21 protein-coding genes and 1 pseudogene are annotated in these 22,992 nt (G+C 64.9%); 5 read left to right on the top strand and 17 right to left on the bottom strand.

What is annotated here, in order from left to right:
* The first annotated feature begins 50 nt into the window (after positions 1-50).
* The 4 genes from A3840_RS05625 to A3840_RS05610 all read left to right on the top strand — a co-directional run bounded on the left by A3840_RS05625 (position 51) and on the right by A3840_RS05610 (position 4,575).
* Positions 51-2,177 (top strand): GumC family protein, encoded by a 2,127-nt coding sequence (locus A3840_RS05625; protein WP_067453194.1) that lies wholly within the window; start codon positions 51-53, stop codon positions 2,175-2,177.
* A gap of 59 nt (positions 2,178-2,236) precedes the next feature.
* Complete coding sequence (gmd, locus tag A3840_RS05620) at positions 2,237-3,304, top strand: GDP-mannose 4,6-dehydratase (RefSeq protein ID WP_067453190.1); 1,068 nt, start codon at positions 2,237-2,239, stop codon at positions 3,302-3,304.
* Between the two features lie 78 nt (positions 3,305-3,382).
* Positions 3,383-3,646, top strand: a complete 264-nt coding sequence (locus A3840_RS05615; protein WP_067453187.1) for a spike base protein, RCAP_Rcc01079 family — start codon at positions 3,383-3,385, stop codon at positions 3,644-3,646.
* The gene (locus A3840_RS05610) at positions 3,646-4,575 is read left to right on the top strand and encodes a hypothetical protein (protein WP_067453184.1); all 930 of its coding nucleotides are present in this window, start codon (positions 3,646-3,648) and stop codon (positions 4,573-4,575) included. Before A3840_RS05615 ends, A3840_RS05610 begins: the two co-directional genes overlap by 1 nt.
* Here A3840_RS05610 and A3840_RS05605 read toward each other — a convergent pair.
* The 17 genes and pseudogenes from A3840_RS05605 to A3840_RS05530 form a co-directional block, all read right to left on the bottom strand.
* On the bottom strand, positions 4,572-5,756 hold the full coding sequence (locus A3840_RS05605) for a glycosyltransferase family 4 protein (RefSeq protein ID WP_067453181.1): 1,185 nt from the start codon (positions 5,754-5,756) through the stop codon (positions 4,572-4,574). The two genes, A3840_RS05610 and A3840_RS05605, sit on opposite strands and share 4 nt — an antisense overlap.
* An 8-nt stretch (positions 5,757-5,764) precedes the next feature.
* A complete protein-coding gene (locus tag A3840_RS05600) occupies positions 5,765-7,081 on the bottom strand; it encodes an O-antigen ligase family protein (RefSeq protein ID WP_131798257.1) in 1,317 nt (438 codons plus the stop codon).
* 61 nt (positions 7,082-7,142) lie between these two features.
* Complete coding sequence (locus tag A3840_RS05595) at positions 7,143-8,357, bottom strand: glycosyltransferase family 4 protein (protein WP_067453175.1); 1,215 nt, start codon at positions 8,355-8,357, stop codon at positions 7,143-7,145.
* Entirely contained in the window at positions 8,354-9,403 is a 1,050-nt protein-coding gene (locus A3840_RS19625) for a phosphotransferase (protein WP_067453173.1), read from the bottom strand. The genes A3840_RS05595 and A3840_RS19625 overlap by 4 nt, the downstream gene beginning before the upstream one ends.
* On the bottom strand, positions 9,396-10,733 hold the full coding sequence (locus A3840_RS05585) for a hypothetical protein (RefSeq protein WP_067453170.1): 1,338 nt from the start codon (positions 10,731-10,733) through the stop codon (positions 9,396-9,398). The genes A3840_RS19625 and A3840_RS05585 overlap by 8 nt, the downstream gene beginning before the upstream one ends.
* On the bottom strand, positions 10,730-11,977 hold the full coding sequence (locus A3840_RS05580) for a lipopolysaccharide biosynthesis protein (protein WP_067453168.1): 1,248 nt from the start codon (positions 11,975-11,977) through the stop codon (positions 10,730-10,732). Before A3840_RS05580 ends, A3840_RS05585 begins: the two co-directional genes overlap by 4 nt.
* Before the next feature lie 35 nt (positions 11,978-12,012).
* Positions 12,013-12,807, bottom strand: a complete 795-nt coding sequence (locus tag A3840_RS05575) for a WecB/TagA/CpsF family glycosyltransferase (protein WP_082903676.1) — start codon at positions 12,805-12,807, stop codon at positions 12,013-12,015.
* Positions 12,797-13,746: pseudogene (gene fcl, locus A3840_RS05570) on the bottom strand (GDP-L-fucose synthase). The gene A3840_RS05575 and the pseudogene fcl overlap by 11 nt, the downstream one beginning before the upstream one ends.
* Positions 13,743-14,699 (bottom strand): UDP-glucuronic acid decarboxylase family protein, encoded by a 957-nt coding sequence (locus tag A3840_RS05565; RefSeq protein ID WP_067453165.1) that lies wholly within the window; start codon positions 14,697-14,699, stop codon positions 13,743-13,745. Before A3840_RS05565 ends, fcl begins: the two are co-directional and overlap by 4 nt.
* Positions 14,700-14,772: 73 nt before the next feature.
* Positions 14,773-15,555: a sugar transferase gene (locus tag A3840_RS05560; RefSeq protein ID WP_082903675.1), complete on the bottom strand. Its 783-nt coding sequence runs from the start codon at positions 15,553-15,555 to the stop codon at positions 14,773-14,775.
* 271 nt (positions 15,556-15,826) lie between these two features.
* Positions 15,827-16,192, bottom strand: a complete 366-nt coding sequence (locus A3840_RS05555) for a hypothetical protein (RefSeq protein WP_067453162.1) — start codon at positions 16,190-16,192, stop codon at positions 15,827-15,829.
* A 272-nt stretch (positions 16,193-16,464) separates the two neighbouring features.
* A complete protein-coding gene (locus tag A3840_RS05550; protein ID WP_067453160.1) occupies positions 16,465-17,010 on the bottom strand; it encodes a transglutaminase-like cysteine peptidase in 546 nt (181 codons plus the stop codon).
* A 112-nt stretch (positions 17,011-17,122) separates the two neighbouring features.
* Positions 17,123-18,550 (bottom strand): phosphohexomutase domain-containing protein, encoded by a 1,428-nt coding sequence (locus A3840_RS05545; RefSeq protein WP_245676554.1) that lies wholly within the window; start codon positions 18,548-18,550, stop codon positions 17,123-17,125.
* A gap of 20 nt (positions 18,551-18,570) precedes the next feature.
* A complete protein-coding gene (locus A3840_RS05540) occupies positions 18,571-19,914 on the bottom strand; it encodes a UDP-glucose dehydrogenase family protein (protein ID WP_067453157.1) in 1,344 nt (447 codons plus the stop codon).
* 156 nt (positions 19,915-20,070) lie between these two features.
* Positions 20,071-20,217 carry a hypothetical protein gene (locus A3840_RS19620; RefSeq protein ID WP_165603128.1) on the bottom strand — a complete coding sequence of 49 codons (147 nt, stop codon included), beginning with the start codon at positions 20,215-20,217 and terminating at the stop codon, positions 20,071-20,073.
* A 100-nt stretch (positions 20,218-20,317) separates the two neighbouring features.
* Positions 20,318-21,139 carry a lysozyme family protein gene (locus tag A3840_RS05535; RefSeq protein WP_067453154.1) on the bottom strand — a complete coding sequence of 274 codons (822 nt, stop codon included), beginning with the start codon at positions 21,137-21,139 and terminating at the stop codon, positions 20,318-20,320.
* A gap of 81 nt (positions 21,140-21,220) precedes the next feature.
* Positions 21,221-21,805 (bottom strand): nitroreductase family protein, encoded by a 585-nt coding sequence (locus tag A3840_RS05530; RefSeq protein ID WP_067453151.1) that lies wholly within the window; start codon positions 21,803-21,805, stop codon positions 21,221-21,223.
* Positions 21,806-21,997: 192 nt separating this feature from the next.
* On the opposite strand from A3840_RS05530, the gene A3840_RS05525 reads away from it, so the two are divergent.
* Positions 21,998-22,957: a hypothetical protein gene (locus tag A3840_RS05525; protein ID WP_067453146.1), complete on the top strand. Its 960-nt coding sequence runs from the start codon at positions 21,998-22,000 to the stop codon at positions 22,955-22,957.
* Positions 22,958-22,992: the final 35 nt, after the last annotated feature.

Below are 22,992 nucleotides of genomic sequence, written 5' to 3'. Positions count from 1 at the left end.
AGCCGGCAGAGAACTTCACCAGACAGCCATTTCCGCAGCGGGATTCTGTAATGCCTGAAGAAGAAATCGATCTGCGCGGCATTTTACGCCTGCTTCGCCGCCAGGCCAGGCTGATCGCGCTGACCGTTCTCATCGGCGTCCTGGGCGCAACCATAATCGTCTTCTCGCTGACCCCGATCTACTCCGCCTCGACCCTGATCATGGTCGATCCCAGCAACAAGAACCTGCTGGACCCCTCCGCCCCCCTATTGAGCAGCTCGGCCGAAAACGCGCGCATCGACAGCGAGGTCGAGATCATGCGGTCGGACAATATCCTGCTCAAGGTCATCTCGGACCAGACCTTGTTGACCGACGACGAATTCGGCGTCTCGCTCGGTCTCTCCGACCGCATCCTGAGCTTTCTGCGCCTGGCCACGCCCGATCTGCCCACCGGCGAGGAGGCGCTCAACCAGTCGCTATCCAAGCTGGCCGGCGCCGTCTCGGTCCAGCGCCGGGGCCTCACCTATCTCATTTCCCTGCAGGTGCGCTCGCGCGATCCCGCCAAGGCGGCGGAGCTGGCCAATGCCACCGCCAATATCTACATCCAGGACCAGATTTCCTCGAAGGTGGAAAGCGTCCTTGCCTCGCGCGATATCCTGCAATCGCGCGTCAACGACGCCCGTGCCGCGATCGTCGCTTCGGAAGGCTCCTTCGACAGTTTCGTCTCCGGCAATATGGACCGCATCATCCAGGATAGCGGCCGCACCGACCTGGCCGCGATGCAGGCCAATATCCGCCAGCTCACCGAAGCCCGCCAGCAATCTGCCCTGAGCCTCGATCAGGCCCAGGCCGAGCTGACCGCCAACAATTGGGCCGACCTGGTCGCCACGCTCGAATCCGACGCCCTTTCGGCGCTGGAGCAACAGCGCCAGAGCCTGGCCAACCGCCTGGCGGGCACCGCCGAATCCCCCACCACGATCGATCTTCGGGCCGAATTACAGCGCATCGAGGCCGAGATGCGCTCCACCGCCGGGGAACAGATCGGGCAATTGCAGAGCCAGGTGGCCCAGGCGCAGGAAGAAGAGGACGCGATGCGCCAACGCCTGCGCCAGCAGGTGCTCGGCAGCTCGCTGCCGCCCGACGTCCTGGCCCAGCTGTACGAATTGCAGCAGAATGCCGAGCTGGCCCGCGCGCAATATCAGACCGTCCTGGCCCGCGTTCAGGACCTCGACGCCCAGGCGACCCTGCAGATCGCCGATAGCCGCGTCGTCTCGGTGGCGCTGACCCCGCGCGCGCCGTCCTTTCCCAATCGCATGCTGATCATCGGCCTCGCAGCCCTGGCCTCCATCGGCCTGGGGATCGGCCTTGCCTTCCTCTACGAAAACCTCATCGGCGGCTTCACCACCGAAGAGCAGCTCGAAAACGTGCTCAAGATTCCGGTCGCCGCCACCGTGCCTTTGGCGCGCCCGTCCGTGGATGGGCAAAGCCTCGCCGATCTGGTGGTCAATGCGCCCCTCTCGATGTTCGCCGAATCCATTCGCCGCATCCGCGCCGCCACCGAACAGCAGACCAACAGGACCTCGACCCGTGGCGAGGCCACCCGCGGCATGGTGGTGATGATGACCTCCACCCTGCCCAATGAAGGCAAGACCACGATCGCCCTCGCCCTGGCGCGATCCTATGCCCTGTCCGGACACCGGACGCTGCTGATCGATGGCGACCTGCGCAAGCCCAGCGTGCATCGCCATATGAATTTCGAGCCGCAGACCGGCCTCAACGATTTCCTCAGCCAGCCGACCTCGGACGCCAATCTGGCCGCGCTCGCCTCCACCGACCCGCTCAGCGGCTGCACCGTCATCTTCGGCGCCCGCCGCAGCGGCACGCCCACCGATCACCTGCTGGCCAATAGTCGCTTCGTCGATCTGCTCGATGCGGCGCGCAAGACCTTCGACGTCGTCGTGGTCGATACTCCGCCCATCGGCCCCGTGATCGACGGTCTATACATCGCCCCGCATGCCGATGTGGCCGTGCTCTGCGTGCGCTGGGCCCATACCGGCCAACAGGAAGCCGGCAAGGTGCTCAACGCGCTGGGCAAGGCGATGCGCCCCGATGCGCGCCTGCTCGCCGTCCTCAACCAGCAGGCCGGGTCCGAACGGTCCTACCTGCGCAAATATAGCGGATATTACCAGGAAGCCTGAACAGTCCAGCGCGCAATGGTGGCGCGAACGAACCGGTCGAACCACAGGGAAGGCATGGCATGACCCAGAGCAAGACCGCGCTGATCACCGGCATTACCGGGCAGGATGGCGCCTATCTCGCCCATCTGCTGCTGGACAAGGGCTATGTCGTGCATGGCGTCAAGCGCCGCTCCTCCTCGTTCAATACCGGCCGCATCGAGGATATCTACCAGGATCCGCACGAGCTCGATCCCCGCTTCACCCTGCATTTTGGCGACATGACGGATTCCACCAATCTGATCCGCATCATGCAGGAGACCCAGCCGGACGAGATTTACAACCTCGCCGCCCAGAGCCACGTCCAGGTGAGTTTCGAGACCCCCGAATATACCGCCAATGCCGATGGCCTGGGCACATTGCGCCTGCTCGAGGCCATCCGCATCCTCGGCCTCGAGAACAAATCCCGCTTCTATCAGGCCTCCACCTCCGAGCTTTACGGCCTGGTGCAGGAAACCCCGCAGCGCGAGACCACACCCTTTTATCCCCGCTCGCCCTATGCCGTGGCCAAGCTCTATGCCTATTGGATCGTGGTGAATTACCGCGAGGCCTACGGCCTGCATGCCAGCAATGGCATCCTCTTCAATCACGAAAGCCCGCTGCGCGGGGAAACCTTCGTTACCCGCAAGATCACCCGCGCCGTCGCGGCCATCAGCCTGGGCCGCCAGGACAAGCTCTATCTGGGCAATCTCGATGCGCGGCGCGATTGGGGCCATGCGCGCGAATATGTGCGCGGCATGTGGCTGATGCTCCAGCAGGACGAGCCCGACGATTACGTGCTGGCCACCGGCACCACCACCCCGGTGCGCAATTTCGTACAATGGGCCTTCGAGGATATCGGCATAAACCTGCAATGGCAGGGCAGCGGCGTGGATGAAAAAGGCATCGACGCCGATAATGGCCGGGTGCTGGTCGAGGTCGATCCGCGCTATTTCCGCCCCACCGAGGTGGACATATTGCTCGGCGATGCCGGAAAAGCCCGGCAGAAGCTGGGCTGGACGCACGAAATTTCGGTGCGCGACCTCGCCCGCGAAATGGTCGAGGCGGATTTGCTCCTGCTCCGGCAGGCCGCCGCCAACGGCCCCGCCTGAAGGGCCGGCCGGCCCACTTATCCCCGCTCGGAACGGCGCAGGCCATACTTTGCGTCCATCAACCCGAGAGGACCAGACATGGCCGACCGCTATTCCAATCGCGAACCCAGCATGGAGGGCCCCGCCGTCCATGCCTTTTCCATCGTCCCGCACGACACCAACGCTTTGCCGGAAACCACAAGGGCCATCTATGTGGGCGGCTTCGGCGCCCTCCGCCTGGTGCTCGCCTCCGGCACCGAGATCACCTTCGCCAATCTCCCTGCCGGCACCGCCCTGCCCGTGCGCGCCACCCATGTCCGCGCCACCGGCACCAGCGCCACCGACATTGTGGGGCTCGTCTGATGACCAGGCTGTCCCTCGGCCTCTCGGCCCGCAAGACGCCGGCCTGGTGGCCGGCCAATGCGGTCATGGCCTTCGATTTCCGCAATGACCGCTACATGAAGGACGGCGCGCCGGTGGCGCGCGCGTCCGTGCTCTCCTGCGCCAGCCCCTCGCCGCGCCTGGCCCAGGACCGCTCGGGCCATTGGCACAGCTTCGCGCCCAATGTTCCCGCCATCACCAATCGCGGCCTCTTCATCCAGCCCGCCGCCACCAATTACGCCCCCAATGCCGGCCGGCCCGAACTGATGAGCTCCTCGGCCCCCGCCGGCATCAGCCGCCAGGTCCTCTCCACCCAGCTCATCAACGGCCTGCCCACCGTCACCATGCGCTTCTCCGGCACCGCCCTGGCCAATGGCGAAATCGCCATCAACCCCGTCGAATACAACGCCGGCCCCAGCGCCGCCCTGGGCCAAACCTGGCACGCCGGCGTCTTCCTGGCCGTCATCGCCGGCACCTTGCCCGACGTTTCCAGGCTGGGTCTGTTCGAGCGCAATGCGAGCCACACCTTGCTTGACGCGAGCTATGTGCCACTTCCTGCCTCAAGCGCGCTCACGCGGACCAGCGTCCAGCGGGCCCTACAATCGCCCAGCGCGGCCCGGGCAACGTCCTCCCTAAGGCTGGTGGTAACGACCGGGCAATTCTATGACTTTACCATTGTTGTTGGCCCATCCGATCTATCGGACGAACGTTTCGCGGATACCGTCCTGACTTCCGGCACATCGCTCCACCGCGTAGCGGACGCGGTGACACTGTTGCTTCCCGGGGCGGCTCATTTGCTCAGAACAGTGCCGGCTGACGGCCCAGCCACCGAACAAACGACGGCGGGCGCATGGGCCTTGCCAGCCGGCTCCCCCTACTGGCTCGAGCAGGCTTGGTGCATCGCCGCCTAAACGTTGTTGGCCGCCATATCGGCGGCCCGCTGCTCGATGGCCTCGGCGTAGATTGTCTCTAACTGTTTCAGATTCCGCTCGCTGGTATAAAGCGACAAATAGCTTCTCAGAGCGCCTGCGCCGAGGCGCGGACCATAGGACGCCTCGGACAGGAAGCGCCGCACCGCTTCGACAATGCTATCCGGGCGCCCCGGCTCGAACAAATCCCCATTCGCTCCGGACGTGACAATTTCCGCCAGCGCTCCTATGCGCGACGCCAGAATGGGCAATTCACGAGAGAACGCCTCTACGACCGTCATCGGGAAGCCCTCGTAGCAAATTGACGGTATGACAAGAAATGCTGCTCTGGCCATTTCGCGTGCCACTTCGGCAGGGTCCACCTGCCCCAGGAACCGGATATTGGCCGGCGCGGTGGCCTCGAGGCGCTTCCGTTCGGGGCCATCGCCAGCGATGGTAAGGCCGACGTCGGGAAGATGGCGCCAGGCTTCGATCAGAAGGTGCGCGCCCTTTTCCTCGGACAGCCGCCCCACAAACAGGCCTCCCGATCTCGGCTCCCGGGGCACAGGCGCACCCATCGACAGGAAATTCGGCTTCACGACAATGCGGTCGGCCGGAAGACCTGCACGGACGAACTTGTTTTTTCCGAACTCGGTCAGCGCAATGAAGCGATGCACATGGCGAAACCAGCTAGATTCCCGCTGAGCTCGAATTTGCATGTTCACGACCGCAAGCGAGCCCGGCAGCGAGCCGCGATAGCAGCGGTGATAAACACCCCAGAGTTTGTTTCCTCCAACGCATTTTTCGCAGATTTGGCCGTCGCGCAGCAGCATGGCGTTGGCACATGTTATCCGGAAATTATGCAGGCTCTGCACAACCGGCACCCCCATATCGGTCGAAGCAGCATGGACAGCCGGCGTCAGCAGAGGGAAAAAATTGTGTATGTGGACGATGTCGGCGGGATAGTCCTGCAAGATATCCTGCATCCAGCAATATCGCCCTGCATCATAGGCGGCATTGGCAAACGCCTTTGCCTTGCTGGCGAACCCGACAATCTGATCGTTGTGAACTTTCTCGATCCGCACATCATGTCCGCCGGCACGGAGAAGAGCCGTTTCCGCCTCGACGACCGCGTCCTCCCCGCCGCGCTGCTGGTACAGGTTATGCAGGACAAGTATGCGCATTGTGGGCGTCACATCCGGCGTTCACTGTCGTGATTAGTATTTTTAACTTTGGCATGGAGAGCGAAGGCGATCAGCATTAGCAGCACCAGTTCGGACATGGCGCCCCCCGCCCCCAAGGACATCACCGTGGTCGCAAACACGACAATGCAGATGCCTCCTGTATAACTGAAAATTTCAGGATCGCGCCGGGACTTCAGGAAGACCGCAATCAGACCAAGTACCGAGATTACCCAGGGTACAAAACCGACCACGCCGACGCCAAGCAATACTTCCAAAAACCCGTTATGGACCGAAGAGATATCTGCCGCAAAACCATGCAGATCAACGAGCGTGAACGCCGTCCGGCTTCCCACCCCATAGCCGTAGCCGATGACGGGGTTCAAAAGCCAGGCATCGATCGCCGCCTGCCAGAGCACCGTCCGGCCACTCAAAGTAAAAAAGACGCTATCAGAGACGTCACCTTGCAAAAATTCCAGCACAGCATGGAAATTCGCGGACAATACCAGCAGGAGCAAGAAAGCGAATGGCGCTAGTATCGCCATCCTTTTCCCATTCAGCCACAAAATCAGGATGCCAAGCACCGCCATGACAAGGGACGTCCTGCTTCCGGAGCTAACCAGAGTGATTGAAAAAACGCAAAGCAGAAAGAATGCTGTTCTCAATCTTAGTCGGCTGGACAAAAACGTCCCGAACACGAGGAGAATAAGCGCTGCGGAATAATAACCCAGGGAATTGGCGGATATGAACGGCGCCACGCTTCTGGAGCCCAGCAGGTCGGTGATGCCGCCGGCGCCGCGCTCCGAAAATCCGGGAACACCCAATACGTACAATAAGGTCACGACGACCACTTGCGCTGCCATATAGTAAAAAACGAGGTGCAACGCCGCTATCAGCCGAGCGCGTCCATCAGTTCCGCGCGACAGAAAACAGACGATCAACCAGCCCACAAGCAATTCCGAGGCTTTGCCGATCGTTGCAAGCGCCGACGACGACCAAAAGGTCGAAGCGAGACAAATAATTGCGAATAGCCCAAACGCTTTGAAATACGGCGATCGTGGAATGGAAATTCGAGTGATGCGAGGAGCCAGAATGCTGGCGGCGACCAATAATGCGAGCAGACGCAATATGGTGGAATTTGTTGCCGCGCTCATCAGAACTTCCGAGGATTCCCGGGTTTCGAAAAGCTTGCCGCTTGTGGCCACGGCGATCAGCGCCACGCCCAGCATTCCCGTGCCCAAAAAGGCCGCCCGCCAGGCTGAAGGTGAAAACGGCCGGAACCGCGATCTCACGGCATCGATGTCGTTTCCGGCTTGTGGAAAATGCACTGCTAAACCTCAGCTTTCGGACACGTCCTATGATTAGCGAGAAACGCCGCGATTTCCATTTTTACGCCTTCATTGGAGGCCGTGCGGCGTAAATTTCCGTCACCACGCTTCTCCATGTCCGCTGCGCCGCCCAATGCGCCAGATCGGCGGGCGCAGGGGAGGCGGCAAGAAGAAGCCGCAGCGCGTCGGCCAGGCGCTGCACTACCTCAGCCTCGGTACCGCGTGCCGAAACGCGCCGGCCAACGGCTTCATCCACGATCATCCCCGGCCCGCCGAGATCGAAGCACAGCACCGGCAGGCCGTTTGCTGCCGCTTCCAGGATGACGTTGCCGCTGGAATCGTGCAGGCTTGGAAAGAGGAAAAGATCGTGCTCGGCATAGCTTTTCATCACTGCCGCGCGGTCGAGCCAGCCGCGCCACGCAACGGCATGTGCGATGCCCAGATCGCGTGCCAGTTTCTGCCAGCGGCGGGTCTCGGGGCCGGTGCCCACCATGGTGAGGCGCAGGTCGGGCTCGCGCTGAAGGGCCAGCGCGAAGGCGCGCAGACCCAGGCCCATGCCCTTCCAGTAGAGATGCCGGCCCACGAAGAGCACGCGCTTGTCTCGCCCCGCCGGGCGGGGGCCGGAAACGGCGATGGCGCTCGGGTCGATGCCGATTTCCAGCGTGGCGACGCATTTGTGACGATAGCGCGCCGGAATGCACCAGAGACTGTCCGGGGTCTTGAGCAGGATGCGCTCCGCCGCGGCAAAGCTGCGGTGCATCAGCGGGTCGAAGCGGATCAGCCAGTTGGAGAGATCGCGCAGCCCGTCGGCGATCCTGCCCCGCAGCGGAAAGTGCTTTCGCAGGTTTGGCGGCGCCGTTTCCCCGCCACCCAACGGCCCGAACCAGAACGGGATACCCAATTCGCCCATCCTGCTGGGCAGCCGCACGCTGCCGAACGTGATGTGGTGCACTATGTCGAAACCCAGCTCGGCATGGAGCGCCCCGGCCAGGTCGGCGGCCGTTTTCTGCCAGAAATAATAGTAGAGATAGGGGCTCTGCAGCCAGGTCTTGGTCAGCCTGATCCAGCGCAGGCCGAGGTCGCAATAATGGAAACGGAGCGTCTCGGGCAGCCCCCCGGCGCCGATGGCGGCCTCGATGGCCGGCCGGTTATTGGCGCGGGTGATGACATGGACGCTGTGCCCCAACCGCGCGATCTCGATGGCCCAGTGCCAGCCCACCCCGGGTTCCGAACCCTTGCCGGGTTCACAGGCATAGGCCGAGAGCAGGACCTTCATGCCGCCATCTCCCGGCTGAACTGCGTGAGGAGAAAATCCGCCGCGTCGACGTCGCCGCGCCCCCGCGCCGCACGGGCGGCCCAGAGGCAGTGATAGGCGAACAACCACTGGCCCTGTGCCCAATCCAGATCCAGCCGTTCGAGATAGCGCCCCACCGCGCGATTGGCGCGCATCGCCGCCAGCGGCCTCCGGCTCTCGGCGAAAAGCTGCGCCTGGATGGTGAAGAAATGCGCGATATCCTGAAGCGGCAGGCCCTCCGCCTGCCCCGCCTCCCAATCATAGGCGGCGATTTCTTCGCCCTGCCGGCGCAGGTTCCAGGGCGCGAAATCGCCATGCAGCCACAGGCGCGGCATTCCGCCCTGCCCCGCCTGCGCCCAGCGGGCCAGAAGCGCGGGCGGCGGGCCGCCTGCCGCATCGGCCCAGAAGGCCCGGATCGGCTCGGCCGCCGCGGCCAGGTCGCACTGCCCCGGCCGGCACAGGCGTAGCAGATATTCCGCATGCGCCGTGGTGAAAGCCCGCCCGCAAGGTCTGCCGGGCAGCACCGATTGCAGCGTAAGCCCCCGCTCCGCGTCACGCCGCAGCAGGCGCGGCGCGGCCAGGTCCGGCAATTCCCGCTCCAGCCGCTTGAGCATGGCCGCCTCCGCCGCCAGCGCCGCCCGCGCGCCCGGCGCCAGGGCCAGCTTGGCGATGGCCGTCACCGCGCCCCTCTCGACCAGATGGATGACCGCCTTTCGCTCCGGCCCCGGCGTGCCGATATAGACCACCGGCACCCCGGCAAGCGCGCCGCCGCCCTCCGGCGCTCCCAAAGCCAGAACCTTCGGCACATGTTGCGGCCCCAATATCGCCAGCATCGCCTTGAACGCCGCAAATTTCAGCCGCGACGCGGGGGAATAGGGCCGCCACCCCGCCAAGGCCGCCGCACTGGCCCGCCGGTCGTTCGGCAGGATCCAGCGTAGAGTCTCGCCCTTGGGCACGCCGAAATACGGCCCCTCCGATGCCGGCAGCACCGGCCATAGCTGCGCCCGCAATACGTCCAGCTCACCCATGGCGCCGCCGCATCCGTTCCGCCATGAAGCCGGCGATCGCCCGATTGGCCGCGGCCGCCACCGCCTCGGGGGTCTGGTTGGCATCGATCAGCCGCACGAAATCATGGCCATCGGCCAGCGCCCGATAGGCCGCGACCTGCCGAACGCATTCCGCCCGCGTCACCTCCTGCTTGCGCGCCAGGATCGTATCGACCTCGGCGTCGAGCACCAGCATCAGGTCGGGTTTGGGCACCGCCAGCCCCACCAGCCGCACCAGCCATTCCGACCCGCCATAGCGCGAACGGCGCGGATCGACGAGCAGGTCGTGGTAATAGCGGTCGAAAACCACCAGCCCCGAGCGCACCTTGGCCGGGCGCACCCTGAACCAATGACCCAGGAGATAGTCGGCCGTCATATAGCCCAGCTTGGCTAGCGACTTGATCGGACCATAGGCGGGCTGGGCATGCGGATCGGTGCTGGGAATGCGGGCCGCCGCGCTGGCCCCCAGTACCCTGGGGCGAAGGTGGAAAAAGTGCGTGCGGCGAAACCCGTCCTTCTGCTGGTCGAGCAGCGTTTCGATCAGCAGGCTCTTGCCCGAACCGTCCGGCCCCAGCACCGCGACCAAAAGGCCGGTGGGCCGGAGCACGCGGCTGGTGCGTCGCCCAAGATCGCGAAAAACATCGCCCATGCGGCGGGGTCGTCGCCGATAGAGGGCCTGTCGCAGCGCAACAATATCCGCCGCGGGCATGGCGCTTCCTGCCCCGATCAGTCTTTCGATGCGGGACGCATCCGCCGCGCTCCAGATGTCCGACAGGCTCTCCCGCACCGGGCCGGGCGAGCGTCGCCAGAGCGCTTCGAGATAGGCGGCATTGCGCGCGGGCAGATCGCCCTTGTCGAGCCGCTTGCAGAGATAATAGACGAAGGCCGGCCCGTCCCCCGGCACCTTAAAATGATCCGCGAGACCGGGGCCGAAGGCGATGTTCTCCGCCCCCGCCAGCAGCGTTTCAGCCCCCAGCAACAGGCGGGCGCGCCGGATGTAATCGCCGCAATAATCGAGCTTGAGCACGCAATAGCCGCGCGGGCCGACCCAGCCCAGGCAGGTGTAATAGGCCGAAGCCTCGTGTTGCAGCACCTGCACCAGGTCCACGTCCTGCGCCTGGGCGAAGGCACGGATGGTGCCTTGGACCGCCCCAAGCCGATGCCACGGCACCACGAAATCGACATCCCCCCGCACGTCATGCGGCAGGTCGCGCACGTCGCCGACCACCACATAGGGCAGGCCGGACGCATTCAGATGCCGGAAAAACGCCTGCAACATCGTCGCGATATCGGGGCCGGCCGAAAGCGTCATGCCGGCCTCCGCAAACGCCGGACCAGAAACAGGACCAGCACAGACAGCAAGGCGATGCGCGCCGCTAGGATCCCCAGAGCCGCGCCGACCAGCCCCATCTGCGACACCAGCGGATAGACCAGCCCCATGGCCACCAGCGCAGAGGCGGCGCTGGCCCAGAAGACCGGCGCCACATCCAGCACGCTGCGGAAATAGAAACGGATATAGCTCACCAGCACCTCGACCAGTGCGATGATCACGAACCAGAAGACGAGGTTCGTGCCGGCCAGGTCCCCCGGAAACAGCAATGCCATCAGCGGATCGGCGAAGATGACCAGGAGCAGGCCGACGATCAGCGCGAAGGCGAAGGCCTGGAGGAAACTCTGCCGCAGGAACCCGGCCAGGCCATCTCGTCCGGCCGCGCGGAAATGTTGCGCCGCCCGCATGGGCACGTAGGTTTCCAGCCCCTGCTGCATGACGGGCAGAATGCTGGTCGCCGTCTGCGATGCCCGCAATATGCCCGCTGCCGCCGGCGTCAGCAATCCGCCCGCCACCAGATAGAATATGCTGCTGCTCAACACCTGCAGCGCGCCGCTGAAGCCCAGCCAGGAGGACAGGCGCGCATAGCGGGCCAGCGCCGCCCGCAAGCCCGGCGCGCCGATATCGGCGGCGCGCAGCACCATCCCGCCCATGAGCAGCACGGAGAGGAGCGAGGCCGCCGCCGTCAGCCACAGCGCCAGGGCCACCCGCTGGTCGCCTGGCAGCAGCGCCAGAGCCAGGCCGACCGCAACGAGGAGCGACAGATAGCGCAATCCATCCGCGAGAAAGCCGTAAAACGCCTTCTCGGCGGAGAACAGATAGCGCCGTACGAAATCATGGAACTGGAACAGCGCCAGCGCCAGGAATGTTGCGATGGCCTCCACCGGACCGATCGCCGGCCCTGCCGCGATGCGCAGCGCGGCGGTCGCGACCAGCGACAGCGGCAGGTTGACGATGAGGTGAAAGACCAGGAAATGCGCGATTTCCCGCTCATGCGCTGCCGCTTCCGGCCCCGGGAGTATGCTCATCATCGGCGTGCTCACCGCGGAGTGATGGATGGTTTGCGCGATGGTAAGCACCACGAAGAACAGCGCATAGACCCCGAAATTGTCGATGCCCAGCAGCCGGAACAGCAGCAGCGTCAGCACGAAATTGCTGCCGCTCACCAGGGCCTGGTCCAGCACGGTCCAGAATTTCGGGCCGCCGCGCCGCGCGACCCTGTCCATCCACCCGTCCGGCCGCTGCGATATGCCCTGCACGTTCACCCCGCCCGTCCCCGCCTGCCCAGCGCATCGCGCGACAGGAGCCACAGGAAGCGCGGCGACGTGGTGAGATAGCGCCGCCACAGGCGCCTGGGTTCGCGCATGAGCCGATAGGCCCATTCCAGCCCGGCTTTGTGCACCCATTGCGGCGAGGTCCGCACCACGCCGGCATTGAAGTCGAAGGCGGCGCCCACGCCCAGCATGGCGGCGGGAATCCGGTCCACATGCGCCGCCATCCAGCGCTCCTGCTTGGGGCATCCCAGGCCGACAAACAGCACGCCGGGGCGCGCCGCTTTTATGTCGGCGACCATGGCCGCATCCGCCGCTTCATCCATGCCGGCAAAGGGCGGCGAAAAGGCATAGACGATGGAAAGGCCCGGAATCTGCGCCACCATCCGTTCGATCAGCCCGGCCAGGGCCGCCTCGTCGCGCCCGCCGACAAGGCCGACGGCGACGCCCTTTCGCGCCGCCATACGGGCAATTTCAAGCATCATGTCGGCGCCGCGCAGCGTCGGCGGGGCCGACACGCCATGGCGCAGGGCGCGCGCCCTTTGCAGGATCGTGCTGTCGGGGATCACATAGCGCGCGCCATTGACGATGGTCCGGAACGTGGGATCGTCATGCGCCAGCACGCACATATGCACATTGGCGATGCAGCAATAGAATCCCTCCCCGCGTCCGCCGGCCTCCACGATCTCCGCAATATAGCGCCCCGGCGCGATGGCATCGAGGCGCATGCCCAGCATGTCGTGGGATGGCGCGGCGGCCAGTGCCTCATGCGCCTCAGGCGACATGATCGAGAAACCAGCGATAGGTCTGGGCGATGCCGTCGCGCAGCCCGATCCGCGGCGCCCAGCCCATGGCCCGCAGCCGCTCCGCCGACATCAGCTTTCGCGACGTGCCGTCGGCCTTGCCGAGATCGTGCACGATGCGGCCCTCGAACCCCACGATCGCGCAGACCATTTCGGTCAGTTCCAGAATGGTCAGGTCCTGCCCCGATCCGACATTGACATGCGCCTCGTCCGAATAGGTCTTGAGCAGGAAAACCAGCGCATCGGCGCAATCGTCCGCATGCAGGAATTCGCGTCGAGGGCTGCCCGTTCCCCAGACAACCAGCTCGCCCTCGCCCCGCATTTTCGCTTCATGCGCCTTGCGGATCAGCGCCGGCAGGACATGGCTCGATTGCAGGTCGAAATTGTCGCCGGGTCCATAGAGATTGGTCGGCATCGCCGAAATATAGTCCCGGCCGTATTGGCGGCGATAGGCCTGGGCCAGCTTGATGCCGGCGATCTTGGCGATGGCATAATATTCGTTGGTCGGCTCCAGCGGCCCAGTCAGCAAAGCCGTCTCCTCGATCGGCTGCGGCGCCATTTTGGGATAGATGCAGCTCGAACCGAGAAACAACAGGCGCTTGACGTCATGAGCATGCGCCGCGCCGATGACATTGGCCTCGATCATCAGGTTGTCATAGAGAAATTCGGCCGGATAGGTCTCGTTGCCAGAATGCCGCCGACCTTGGCTGCCGCCATGACGATGGCATCCGGGCGCAGCCGCCCGATCAGCGCCTCGACCGCATCCTGCCGGCGCAGATCGGCGCGGGGTTCGTCGAGCCCCACCAGCACGCATCCTTCCCCAGCCAGCCGCCGCACCACCGCGCTGCCCACCATGCCGCGATGCCCGGCGACCCAGACCCGCTGCCCCTCCAGCGGGAAGACAATATCCGGGATGCTCATTGGGCCGCTTTTCCCGCCGCCAGCAGGGTCTCGAAATAGGCGATGGTCTTGTCCAGCCCTTCGCGCAACTGCACCTTCGGCTCCCAGCCCAGCACCGCGCGCGCCATGCCGATATCGGGCCGGCGCTGGCGCGGATCGTCGGTCGGCAGATCCCGATAGACCACCTTCGAGCCGGAATTGACCATGTCCACCACCAGGTCGGCCAATTGACGGATGGTGAACTCCACCGGATTGCCGATATTGATCGGCCCGGTCACGCTATCCTCGGTCGCCATCATCCGCACCAGGCCCGCCACCAGGTCGTCGACATAGCAGAAGGACCGCGTCTGGCTGCCATCGCCATAAATGGTGATGTCCTGGCCCTTGAGCGCCTGCACCACGAAATTGGAGACCACGCGCCCGTCATTGGGGTGCATCTTCGGTCCATAAGTATTGAAGATGCGCACCACCTTGATCTTCTGGTTGTGCTGCCGGCGATAGTCGAAGAACAGCGTTTCGGCGCAGCGCTTGCCCTCGTCATAGCAGGAGCGCGGCCCGATCGGGTTCACGTGGCCCCAATAGCCCTCCGGCTGCGGATGCATTTCCGGATCCCCATAGACTTCCGAGCTCGAGGCCTGCAGGATCGGCACCCGCAGCCTTTTGGCCAGCCCCAGCATGTTGATCGCGCCCATCACGCTGGTCTTGGTGGTCTGCACCGGGTCGAACTGGTAATGCACGGGCGATGCCGGGCAGGCCAGGTTGTAGATTTCATCCACTTCCACGAAGAGCGGATGGGTCACGTCGTGCCGCATCAGCTCGAACCGCCTGTTCTCCAGCAGGTGCAGCACATTGCCCCGCGTGCCGGTGAAGAAATTGTCGACGCACAGCACCTCGTGCCCGGCCTCGAGCAGAAGCTCGCTCAGATGCGAACCGATGAACCCGGCTCCCCCAGTGATCAGGATGCGTTTGGCCATTGAAACTCCGGGCAGGAAGTGGCGTCGTGACCTCTATCTCCTATCGGCGCCGATATCGGGACGGGCGAGCGCGTCAGAATCCGGTGCCGCCGAGAAATTCCTTTCTCAGGGTGATCAGGATGATCCGCAGATCGAGAGCGAGCGAGAAATTCTGGATATAGGCCATGTCGTGCTCGATCCGCGCCCGCGCCGATCGCGCGTCGATCGTCGGCCCGCGATAGCCATTGGCCTGCGCCCAGCCGGACAGACCCGGCCGCATCACCAGCCGCAGGTCGTAATAGGGCACCAGGTCCTGGTAGAGCTTGCCCGCCGCCCGCATATTGGCCGGATGCGGACGCGGCCCCACCAGCGACATATGTCCGGCCAGGACATTGAGCAATTGCGGCAATTCATCGATGCTGGTCCGGCGCAGGAAGGCCCCGATCCGGGTCACGCGCGGATCATTGGCCTGCGTCTGCGCCACGCCCGACATATCGCCGCGATCGGCATGCATGGTGCGGAATTTGAGCAGGGGAAAGCGCACGCCACCATAGCCGGGACGATATTGCACGAAGAGCACCGGACCCGGGCTGGTCAGCTTGATCAGCGCCGCCACGCCCAGCAGCAGCGGCGCCAGCGCGACGAGCGCCAGGACGCAGAGCACCAGGTCGAGCCCGCGCTTGGCCACGAGATTGAGCCGCCGTGCCGGCGACAGCGGCGGCAGCAGCGGAACGCCCCCTCTCATCTGCAGGGGCAGCCCGCTGGGATACTTTTCCGCGGGCGCGACGTCGAAGACGTCGAGCGCATAGGTCCGGCCGGAGCCAGCGCCTAGCGAAATACCGGCAAGTGCATCGCGCTTAGAGAATTCATCATCCATCGCAGCATTCCGATCGCGTTAACCGCTCATAAACGATTGCACACCGCTGCGACATTGTCACGCAGTTGTCATAGAACCGTTACGCAATTGGTTAATTGTAAAAAGCGCAAAAACTGCGGCAATGCCCATAAAATCCCGGCAATCGCGGGATTACGGAACAATAAATCACACCAGATGTGCAGAAAATGCAGCGCTGAATACCTACCGCGCAACAAACGAAAATTGAGCCGCCAGCAAAGGCATCTCAATTGCTCTCGAAATTATTACACAATCAGCCGGGGCTGACTTCTTCGCCGACCGATTCAGTTTCCGGCAGCAATTGCTCGAACACTGCATCGATGGCGGCTCCGCCACCGGCGGCCCGTACCTCGTCGCGCAATTCCTGGAACGAGACCACCGCCACCTCGAGCGGCACGCCCGCCGCCACCAGTGCCGCCGAATAGGCATTGATCGCCGCCGCGCAGGCATCCGCGTCGGCCGGCGCGCCGCCGCTGGGCGTACAGGCCGCGAAGGCCGCCGCATAGAGCGAGGCGAATTGAGCGTCGAGCGTGTCCCCATATCCGGACACGGGCGCTGCATGGACCGAGGAGACGGTCAGCGCAGCTGCAATCAGGGTCGTCCCGAAAATTCTCAGCATTTCAGCTTTCCTCGTACACGCCGCAGAAGATGATTGCCCCGAATATTAAGAAAAAGTCAACGTAATAGCTTGGCATTCTATTAACCGACTTGGCAAGCCTGCTCGTCAAGTTGGGTTAAAATGTGAACGCGTAAGCAAAACCCCGGACTGCACTTGTCCGGCACGTCAGACGGCCTAACTGGCAATGCCGGAAAAGGTTGCATGCAAAAGCACGGGGCGGCTCCGCCGCTCCGGCGAAACCGCCCCGCTGGGCTGCATGATGATGGGAAATCTCAGCCGGCGACCCAGCGGCGCGGATCGGCCGAAGACATCGAGCGAATATTATAGCCGCTCATCCGCAGGCTCTTGACGCTGTTGGTCAGGTTGTCGAGCACGAAATCGCCATCGCTGGAGCGCACCACCAGCACAGCATGCGGCTGACCCCGGCCTGTATGGGTGAAGGCGATGCGCAGCGAGCCGGCCGGCACGCCCGCGCGGATGAGATGGGCGCGCTTGGTGATCACGTAATCCTCGCAATCGCCCGCCTCCGGCGCCAGCGCCCAGTTGTCGGCGCTTTCGCGCCGCGGCTTGATGCTGCGATTGACCTGGACATTGACCGTCTTGAGCAGGGTCATGAGCTCGGCATTCATCGCCACCTGCCCGGCACCGCCGCCCCGGCATTCCGAAGGGTGCTGGGCGCAGAAATATTGCATGGCCAGCGGCTGCACGGCCGCTCCCCTGGCCGTGGCGAACGCATCCGAAGCCTGCACGGGCAGGCTGGCACCGAGCGAGACCGCCAGCGCCAAGCCGGCAAGCCCCTTTGCAAGTCTGATCGTCATTTGAGCCATCCCAGATGTTTGATGCCACCAGGATGACCGCGCCGAATTGCAGCGATGTTCGCAATTTCGATAAAATTTGTCTCAAATGCCGATATCGGCCCGCTGCCTCGCGTCAGGCTCGGGGGCCGGGCGGTGGCAGCCCCATTTCGCGGGCCGCCGTCGCCAGTCCCCAGTCCAGCAGCGCCCGCGCCGCCTCGGGCGTGGCCGCTTCCACATAACAGCGCAGCTCCGGCGCATTGCCCGAGGCGCGAAAATGCACCATCTCCCCGGCCCCGGTGCGAAATTGCATTCCGTCGATCCGCACCAGCTCCGCAATGCCATGCGGCGCGAACAGCGCTTCCGCATAGGCGGGATCGTCCGCCAGGCGCCCGAGAAACACCGCGCTACGGGCATCCGGCACATTCTGCAGCCGGTCGGCCAGCGCCGCCTGCAAGGGCAGGCCCGCGACCAGCTCGGCGATCCCCTGCCCCCGTCGGGCCGCCGCACCGAGCACGCAGAGCAGCGGCAGCATGGCGTCGCGCGTCGCCAGTTCCGGCAAGGCCCGGCCATCGAGGCGAATATTCCGCCCCACAAGTGTGCCGCCATTGGCCTCGAAGCCGATGACCGCGTCCGGCGCCGCCGCCATGGCCGCAATGACATGGGGCGACCCCACCCGGGTGCGGATGACATGGGCGAAAAAGCCACTGCGCTCCAGGCCGGAATTGGACGTCACCGGCGTCACCACGCTGTCCGCGCCCAGATAGCGCGCCGCGATCAGCCCCAGCACGTCGCCGCGCACGAATTGCCCGCTGCCATCCATCAGCAGCGGCCTGTCCCCGTCGCCATCCGCCGAAACCACGGCGTCGAGCCCATATTGATCCAGCCAGCCTGGCAGCGGCGCGAACAGCGCATCGCCGAACGCCTCGGTATCCACCGGCACGAAATGTCCGCTGCGCCCCAGCCCGATCGTCTCCGCCCCCGCCGCCCGCAGCACCAATCCCAGGCTGTCTCGCGCCACGCTCGAATGCTCGAATATGCCGATCCGCCATCCCGCCAATTGCCCCTCCGGCAGCAGGCCGGCGCACCGCGCCAGATAGCGCGCCGCCGCCTCGGCGCTGGCATCGGCCATGCGCACCGGCCGGTCCGGCACCCCCCGTTCATCGAGGCAGGCCAGGATGCCCTCTTCGTCCGCTTTGCTGATCTCGCCGCTGGGCAGGTAGAATTTGAGCCCGTTCCGATCCGCCGGAATATGGCTGCCGGTCACCATCAGGGCCGCCCCGCCCTCGGCCATGGCATGCAGGGCCAGGGCCGGCGTCGGCAAGGCGCCGCAATCCACCGGAACCAGGCCGGCCGCCACGACGGCCATGGCGCAATCCTCTGCGATGGCGGGGCTCGACGGGCGCAGGTCCCGGCCGATGAACACCCGCCCATCGCCCAGTTCCCCCTTCCGCCTCGCATGCTCGAGAAAGGCCAGCACATAGCGCCGCGCCGCTTGCCCGGCCAGCGCCGTCGCCAGCCCCCGCAGCCCGCTCGTGCCGAACTTCAGCCCATCCCCGCTCACGGCCCCTCGCTCCTGTCGCCCTATTCGGCCGCCTCCGCCTGGTCGGCCCGGACAGACCCGGCAGGCCGGCCGATGCCGACATAGTGGAAGCCGTTCCGGGCCATTTCCTCGGGGCGGTACACATTGCGCAGGTCGACGAAAACCGGCACCTGCATCGCCGCCTTCAGCCGGTCGAGGTCCAGCGAGCGGAATTCGTTCCATTCGGTGATCAGCACCAGCGCATCGGCGCCCTCGGCCACGGCATAGGCGCTCTCGGCATAGGCGATGCCCTCGATCACGCTCCTTGCCGCGTCCATGCCCTGCGGATCATAGGCCACCACCTGCGCGCCGCGATCGAGCAAGCCCCGGATGATGTCGATGGAAGGCGCGTCGCGCATGTCGTCGGTATTGGGCTTGAAGGTCAGGCCGAGCACGCCGATGGTCTTGCCCCGTACCTCCCCGCCGCAGGCCGCGACCACCCGGCGCGACATGGCGCGCTTGCGCTGGTCGTTGATCGCTATGGTCGTTTCCACCAGCCGCATCGGGCTTTCATTGTCCTGCCCGATCTTGACCAGGGCCAGCGTATCCTTGGGAAAGCAGGACCCGCCGAAACCCGGTCCGGCATGCAGGAATTTCGGGCCGATCCGCTTGTCCAGCCCGATGCCGCGCGCCACCTGCTGCGCATCGGCCCCGGTGCGCTCGCACAGATCGGCGATTTCGTTGATGAAGGTAACCTTCATGGCCAGGAAGGCATTAGCCGCATATTTGATCAGCTCGGCCGTCCGCCTGCCGGTGAACATCAGCGGCGCCTGGTTGAGGTAGAGCGGACGATAGACCTCGTTCATCACGGCACGGGCCCGCTCGTCCTCCAGGCCCACCACGATGCGGTCGGGACGCTTGAAATCCTCGATGGCGGCGCCTTCGCGCAGGAATTCGGGATTGGACACCACGGCCACGTCGGCCTCGGGATTGGCCGCCGCGATGATCGCCGCCACCTCGTCCCCCGTGCCCACCGGCACGGTGGATTTGGTGACCACCACCGTAAAGCCCTCGACGCTGGCGGCAATGTCCCGCGCCACCGCATGCACATAGCGCAGGTCCGCATGGCCGTCGCCCCGGCGCGATGGCGTCCCCACCGCCACGAAAATCACTTCAGCCGCCCGTGCGGCGGCGGCAAGGTCGTCCGAGAAGACCAGCCGGCCGGCCGCGACATTGGCTTTGACCAGTTCGGCGAGGCCGGGCTCGTAGATGGGTATCTCGCCGCGCCGCAGCGCCTCGATCTTGGTCCGGTCATTGTCGACACAGACCACGTCATGGCCGAAATCGGCCAGACAGACGCCTGTAACCAAGCCGACATAGCCGGCTCCGACCATCGCGATTTTCATCAGCGCACTCCCGGTTGGCCGCAATATTATTAGTGAATGCGGCCGGCGCTGTCGCTAGTCTGTTTCGTGAGCCTGTTTATTTGGACTTGCTTGGCAACCTGCCCACACACAATTCTGCGGCAGGATACGTCTCTTCAGGCGGTTCGATATTGCACTCTATCCCGCCAGCGCGGTGCCGATCGCGGCCAGGCCCTGCCACAGGCCCACAAGCATCGTCCAGGACAGTACGCTGAGCCCGAGCAGGGCCAGACCTCTGGGAACCGGCGGCTGTCCCTGCCCGGCCACACTGGCTTGATGTCGCATTCTGTCCTCCAGCCCTCTGCCCTTCCTGGCAGGATTTCATGAGAGCGCCGACTTCTTAACGCATCACCAAATCGGCGACCGGGATTGAGGCTTTCCCTTTCTATTGGCTGTAAAGCTGCGTGAAGAACGCCGCGCCGCCTTCGCCATTCTCTTCGCCGCCCTGTCCATCCCTGGGATCGGTCAGGAACAGGCCGGTAAACGACATGTCCTCGCGGGAGAAGCGGGAGGGGATCGGCGGCGGCGCCGGTTCGCGCACCACCTCGCTGCCACCCTGCCCCGCCATTTGCTGCACCGAAAAGCCGGCCGAGGCCCCACCCTCATGCTTGGCCGTCAGCACCTGATAGACCTGCCTGATGCTGCGCGGCGCCCCGCTGCGGTCATAGAAGATCGCCTGGTTGGCCTGCGCCTGGCGCGGAAACAGGTCCACTGCCATTTGCTCGGGATTTTGCAGCCCGGCGCGGAACATCTTCTCGGCGCCCTGTGCGCCCAGGAAATGGGCGATGTACAATTCGCCCGGACTGGGCATGCGCCCGAAGGCGGAATGGAGATAATCGCCATTGGAGCGGGTAAAGGCGGCCGCCAGGTCGGCGGCAATCTGCGGGTCCTCACGCAGCTTGAGGATTTGCGCACGCCGCGCCGGGTCGCGCACCACGTAATCCCCGCTCGCCGTCACCTCGATCTGGTCGGCATGGGCGCCATAGCCCAGGCGCGGCCCGTCCTGCTTCATCACCTGTAGCCAGGTGCCTTCGAGAAACTGAAACAGCCCCACCGCCGAGGATGTGCCGGCCCTGGCCTGCGGATTGAGGCTGCTTTCCCGCACAGCCGTCTGCAGCAGATAGCCGAAATCCACCCCGCTGCGATTGCCCGCTGCGTTCAGCGCGCTCGCCAGGTTCTGCGGTATGGATATCGGCTGCACACCCATCTTTGGGCTTTCGCGTGGGAATCAGGATATGCGCAGGTTAGCATCATTGACCGCTAACAATGCGTTAACCAAACCTACCGCTTAGTTACCGCCATCCCAGCGCGTCACCACCTCGCCCAGGGCCGGCCGTGGCCGGTCTTCCACCGCCGCGCCGGGCGTCCCGATATGCACGAAACCCACGAATTGCTCGCCCGGCCCCGCCCCCAGCATCGCCGCAGCCTCGGCGTCGAACGTGAACCAGCGCGTCACCCAGCTCGCCGCGTAACCCAGCGCATAGGCGCCGTGCACCAGGTTGAACGCCACATTGCCGGCCGACAGCAATTGCTCCATTTCCGGCACTTTCGGATGCGGCTTGGGCGTCGAAATCACCCCGATGGTGAGCGGCGCCGGCAGGAAGCGATTGCGCTCGATCTCCAGCCCCGGCTCGTCCAGCCCGGGATAGCGCGCCGCCGCGATCGTCGCCAGCTTCTCCCCTGCAGCGCGCCGCGCCTCCCCGGCAAAGATCACCAGCCGCCACGGCGTGATCTTGCCATGGTCGGGCACGCGCGTCGCAATGGTCAGCAGCGTCTCGAGTTCCGCCGCCGACGGTCCCGGCTCCTGCAGGAAGGCCAGCCCCACGGAGCGGCGGGTGAGCAGATAGTCGCGCAGGGCCGGATTGGCAGGCATGATACTCTCCTTGGTTCGGCTGACAGATAGCGGTCCCTGCCCCACGGGCAAAGGCCGGTTTGCGAAAAAGCGTCTCCGGGCCAATGGGCTGTTTAAAAACAGCCGGGACTGTGACACAGCTTTTCCCCAATCGCGGCCTACCTGTACCGGCAGGATTCGGCCGACCATCCATGCGGCGGCCCGGGAGTCTTCATGCGTCTTGCAGCGCTCATAGCGATCGTGATCGGTTTCACCACCCTGTCGGCGCCTCCGCTCACGCCGGCGCTGGCCCAGGAAAGCGCCGAAATTCCGCCCCTGCCGCGCCCGCGTCCGGATCGGAGCGCGCCGCCGCCGGCCCCCGACGCCGGGCCCAATGCCGCAACCGAAGCCATCGCCGCCCTCACCAATGTGCCCCAGCCGGTGACGCTGAATGCCCGCATCACCGAGGACGGCACCACCATACAGGAAGGCCTGGTCTGGCGCGTCTTCGAGGCCGAGCCCGATGCCAATGGCGAAATGGCGCTGGTGGCCAAGGCCGATGCCGGCAGCGCCAGGCTCGAACTGCCGCCCGGCGAATACATGGTCCATGTCGCCTATGGTCAGGCCCAGATCAGCGAGGCCTTCTCGGTCGCGCCCGGCCCCAATGAGATGGACATCATCCTGGGCGCCGGCGCCATCAGGCTCAATTCCGCCGTCACCGGCGATATCGCCATTTCGCCCGGCCTGCTGCACTTCGACATCCTCACCGCCGGAACCTCGGCGGCCGAGCGCGTGATGGTGGCCGAGAACGTGCCGCCCAACGAGATCGTCACGCTCAACGCCGGCACCTATCAGGTCGTCTCCCATTTCGGCGACGTCAACGCCGTGGTCCGCGCCGATCTGCGCGTCGAGCCGGGCCAGCTGACCGATGCCACCCTTTATCACCACGCCGCCGAAATTTCCTTCAAGCTGGTCTCGGAGGAAGGCGGCGAGGCCATTGCCGACGTCGAGTGGACGGTCAAGACGACCGATGGCACCACGATCTTCACCGAACGGAGCGCCTTCCCCTCCACCGTGCTGTCCGAAGGCGAATATCTCGTCCTCGCCAAGCTGGGAGACCAGGTCTACAACCGTGAGGTCCAGGTCCAGCCGGGCAGCCAGCGGGAAATCGAGCTCCTGACCTCGATCTATTAGCCGTCAACGGCAGGCATCGGGGCGCGCTGTCTCGA

The organism is Devosia elaeis, from assembly GCF_001650025.1.
Lineage (GTDB): Bacteria > Pseudomonadota > Alphaproteobacteria > Rhizobiales > Devosiaceae > Devosia > Devosia elaeis.
Note: the sequence above shows the minus strand (reverse complement) of the source record. Positions and strands in the feature narration are given on the sequence as shown.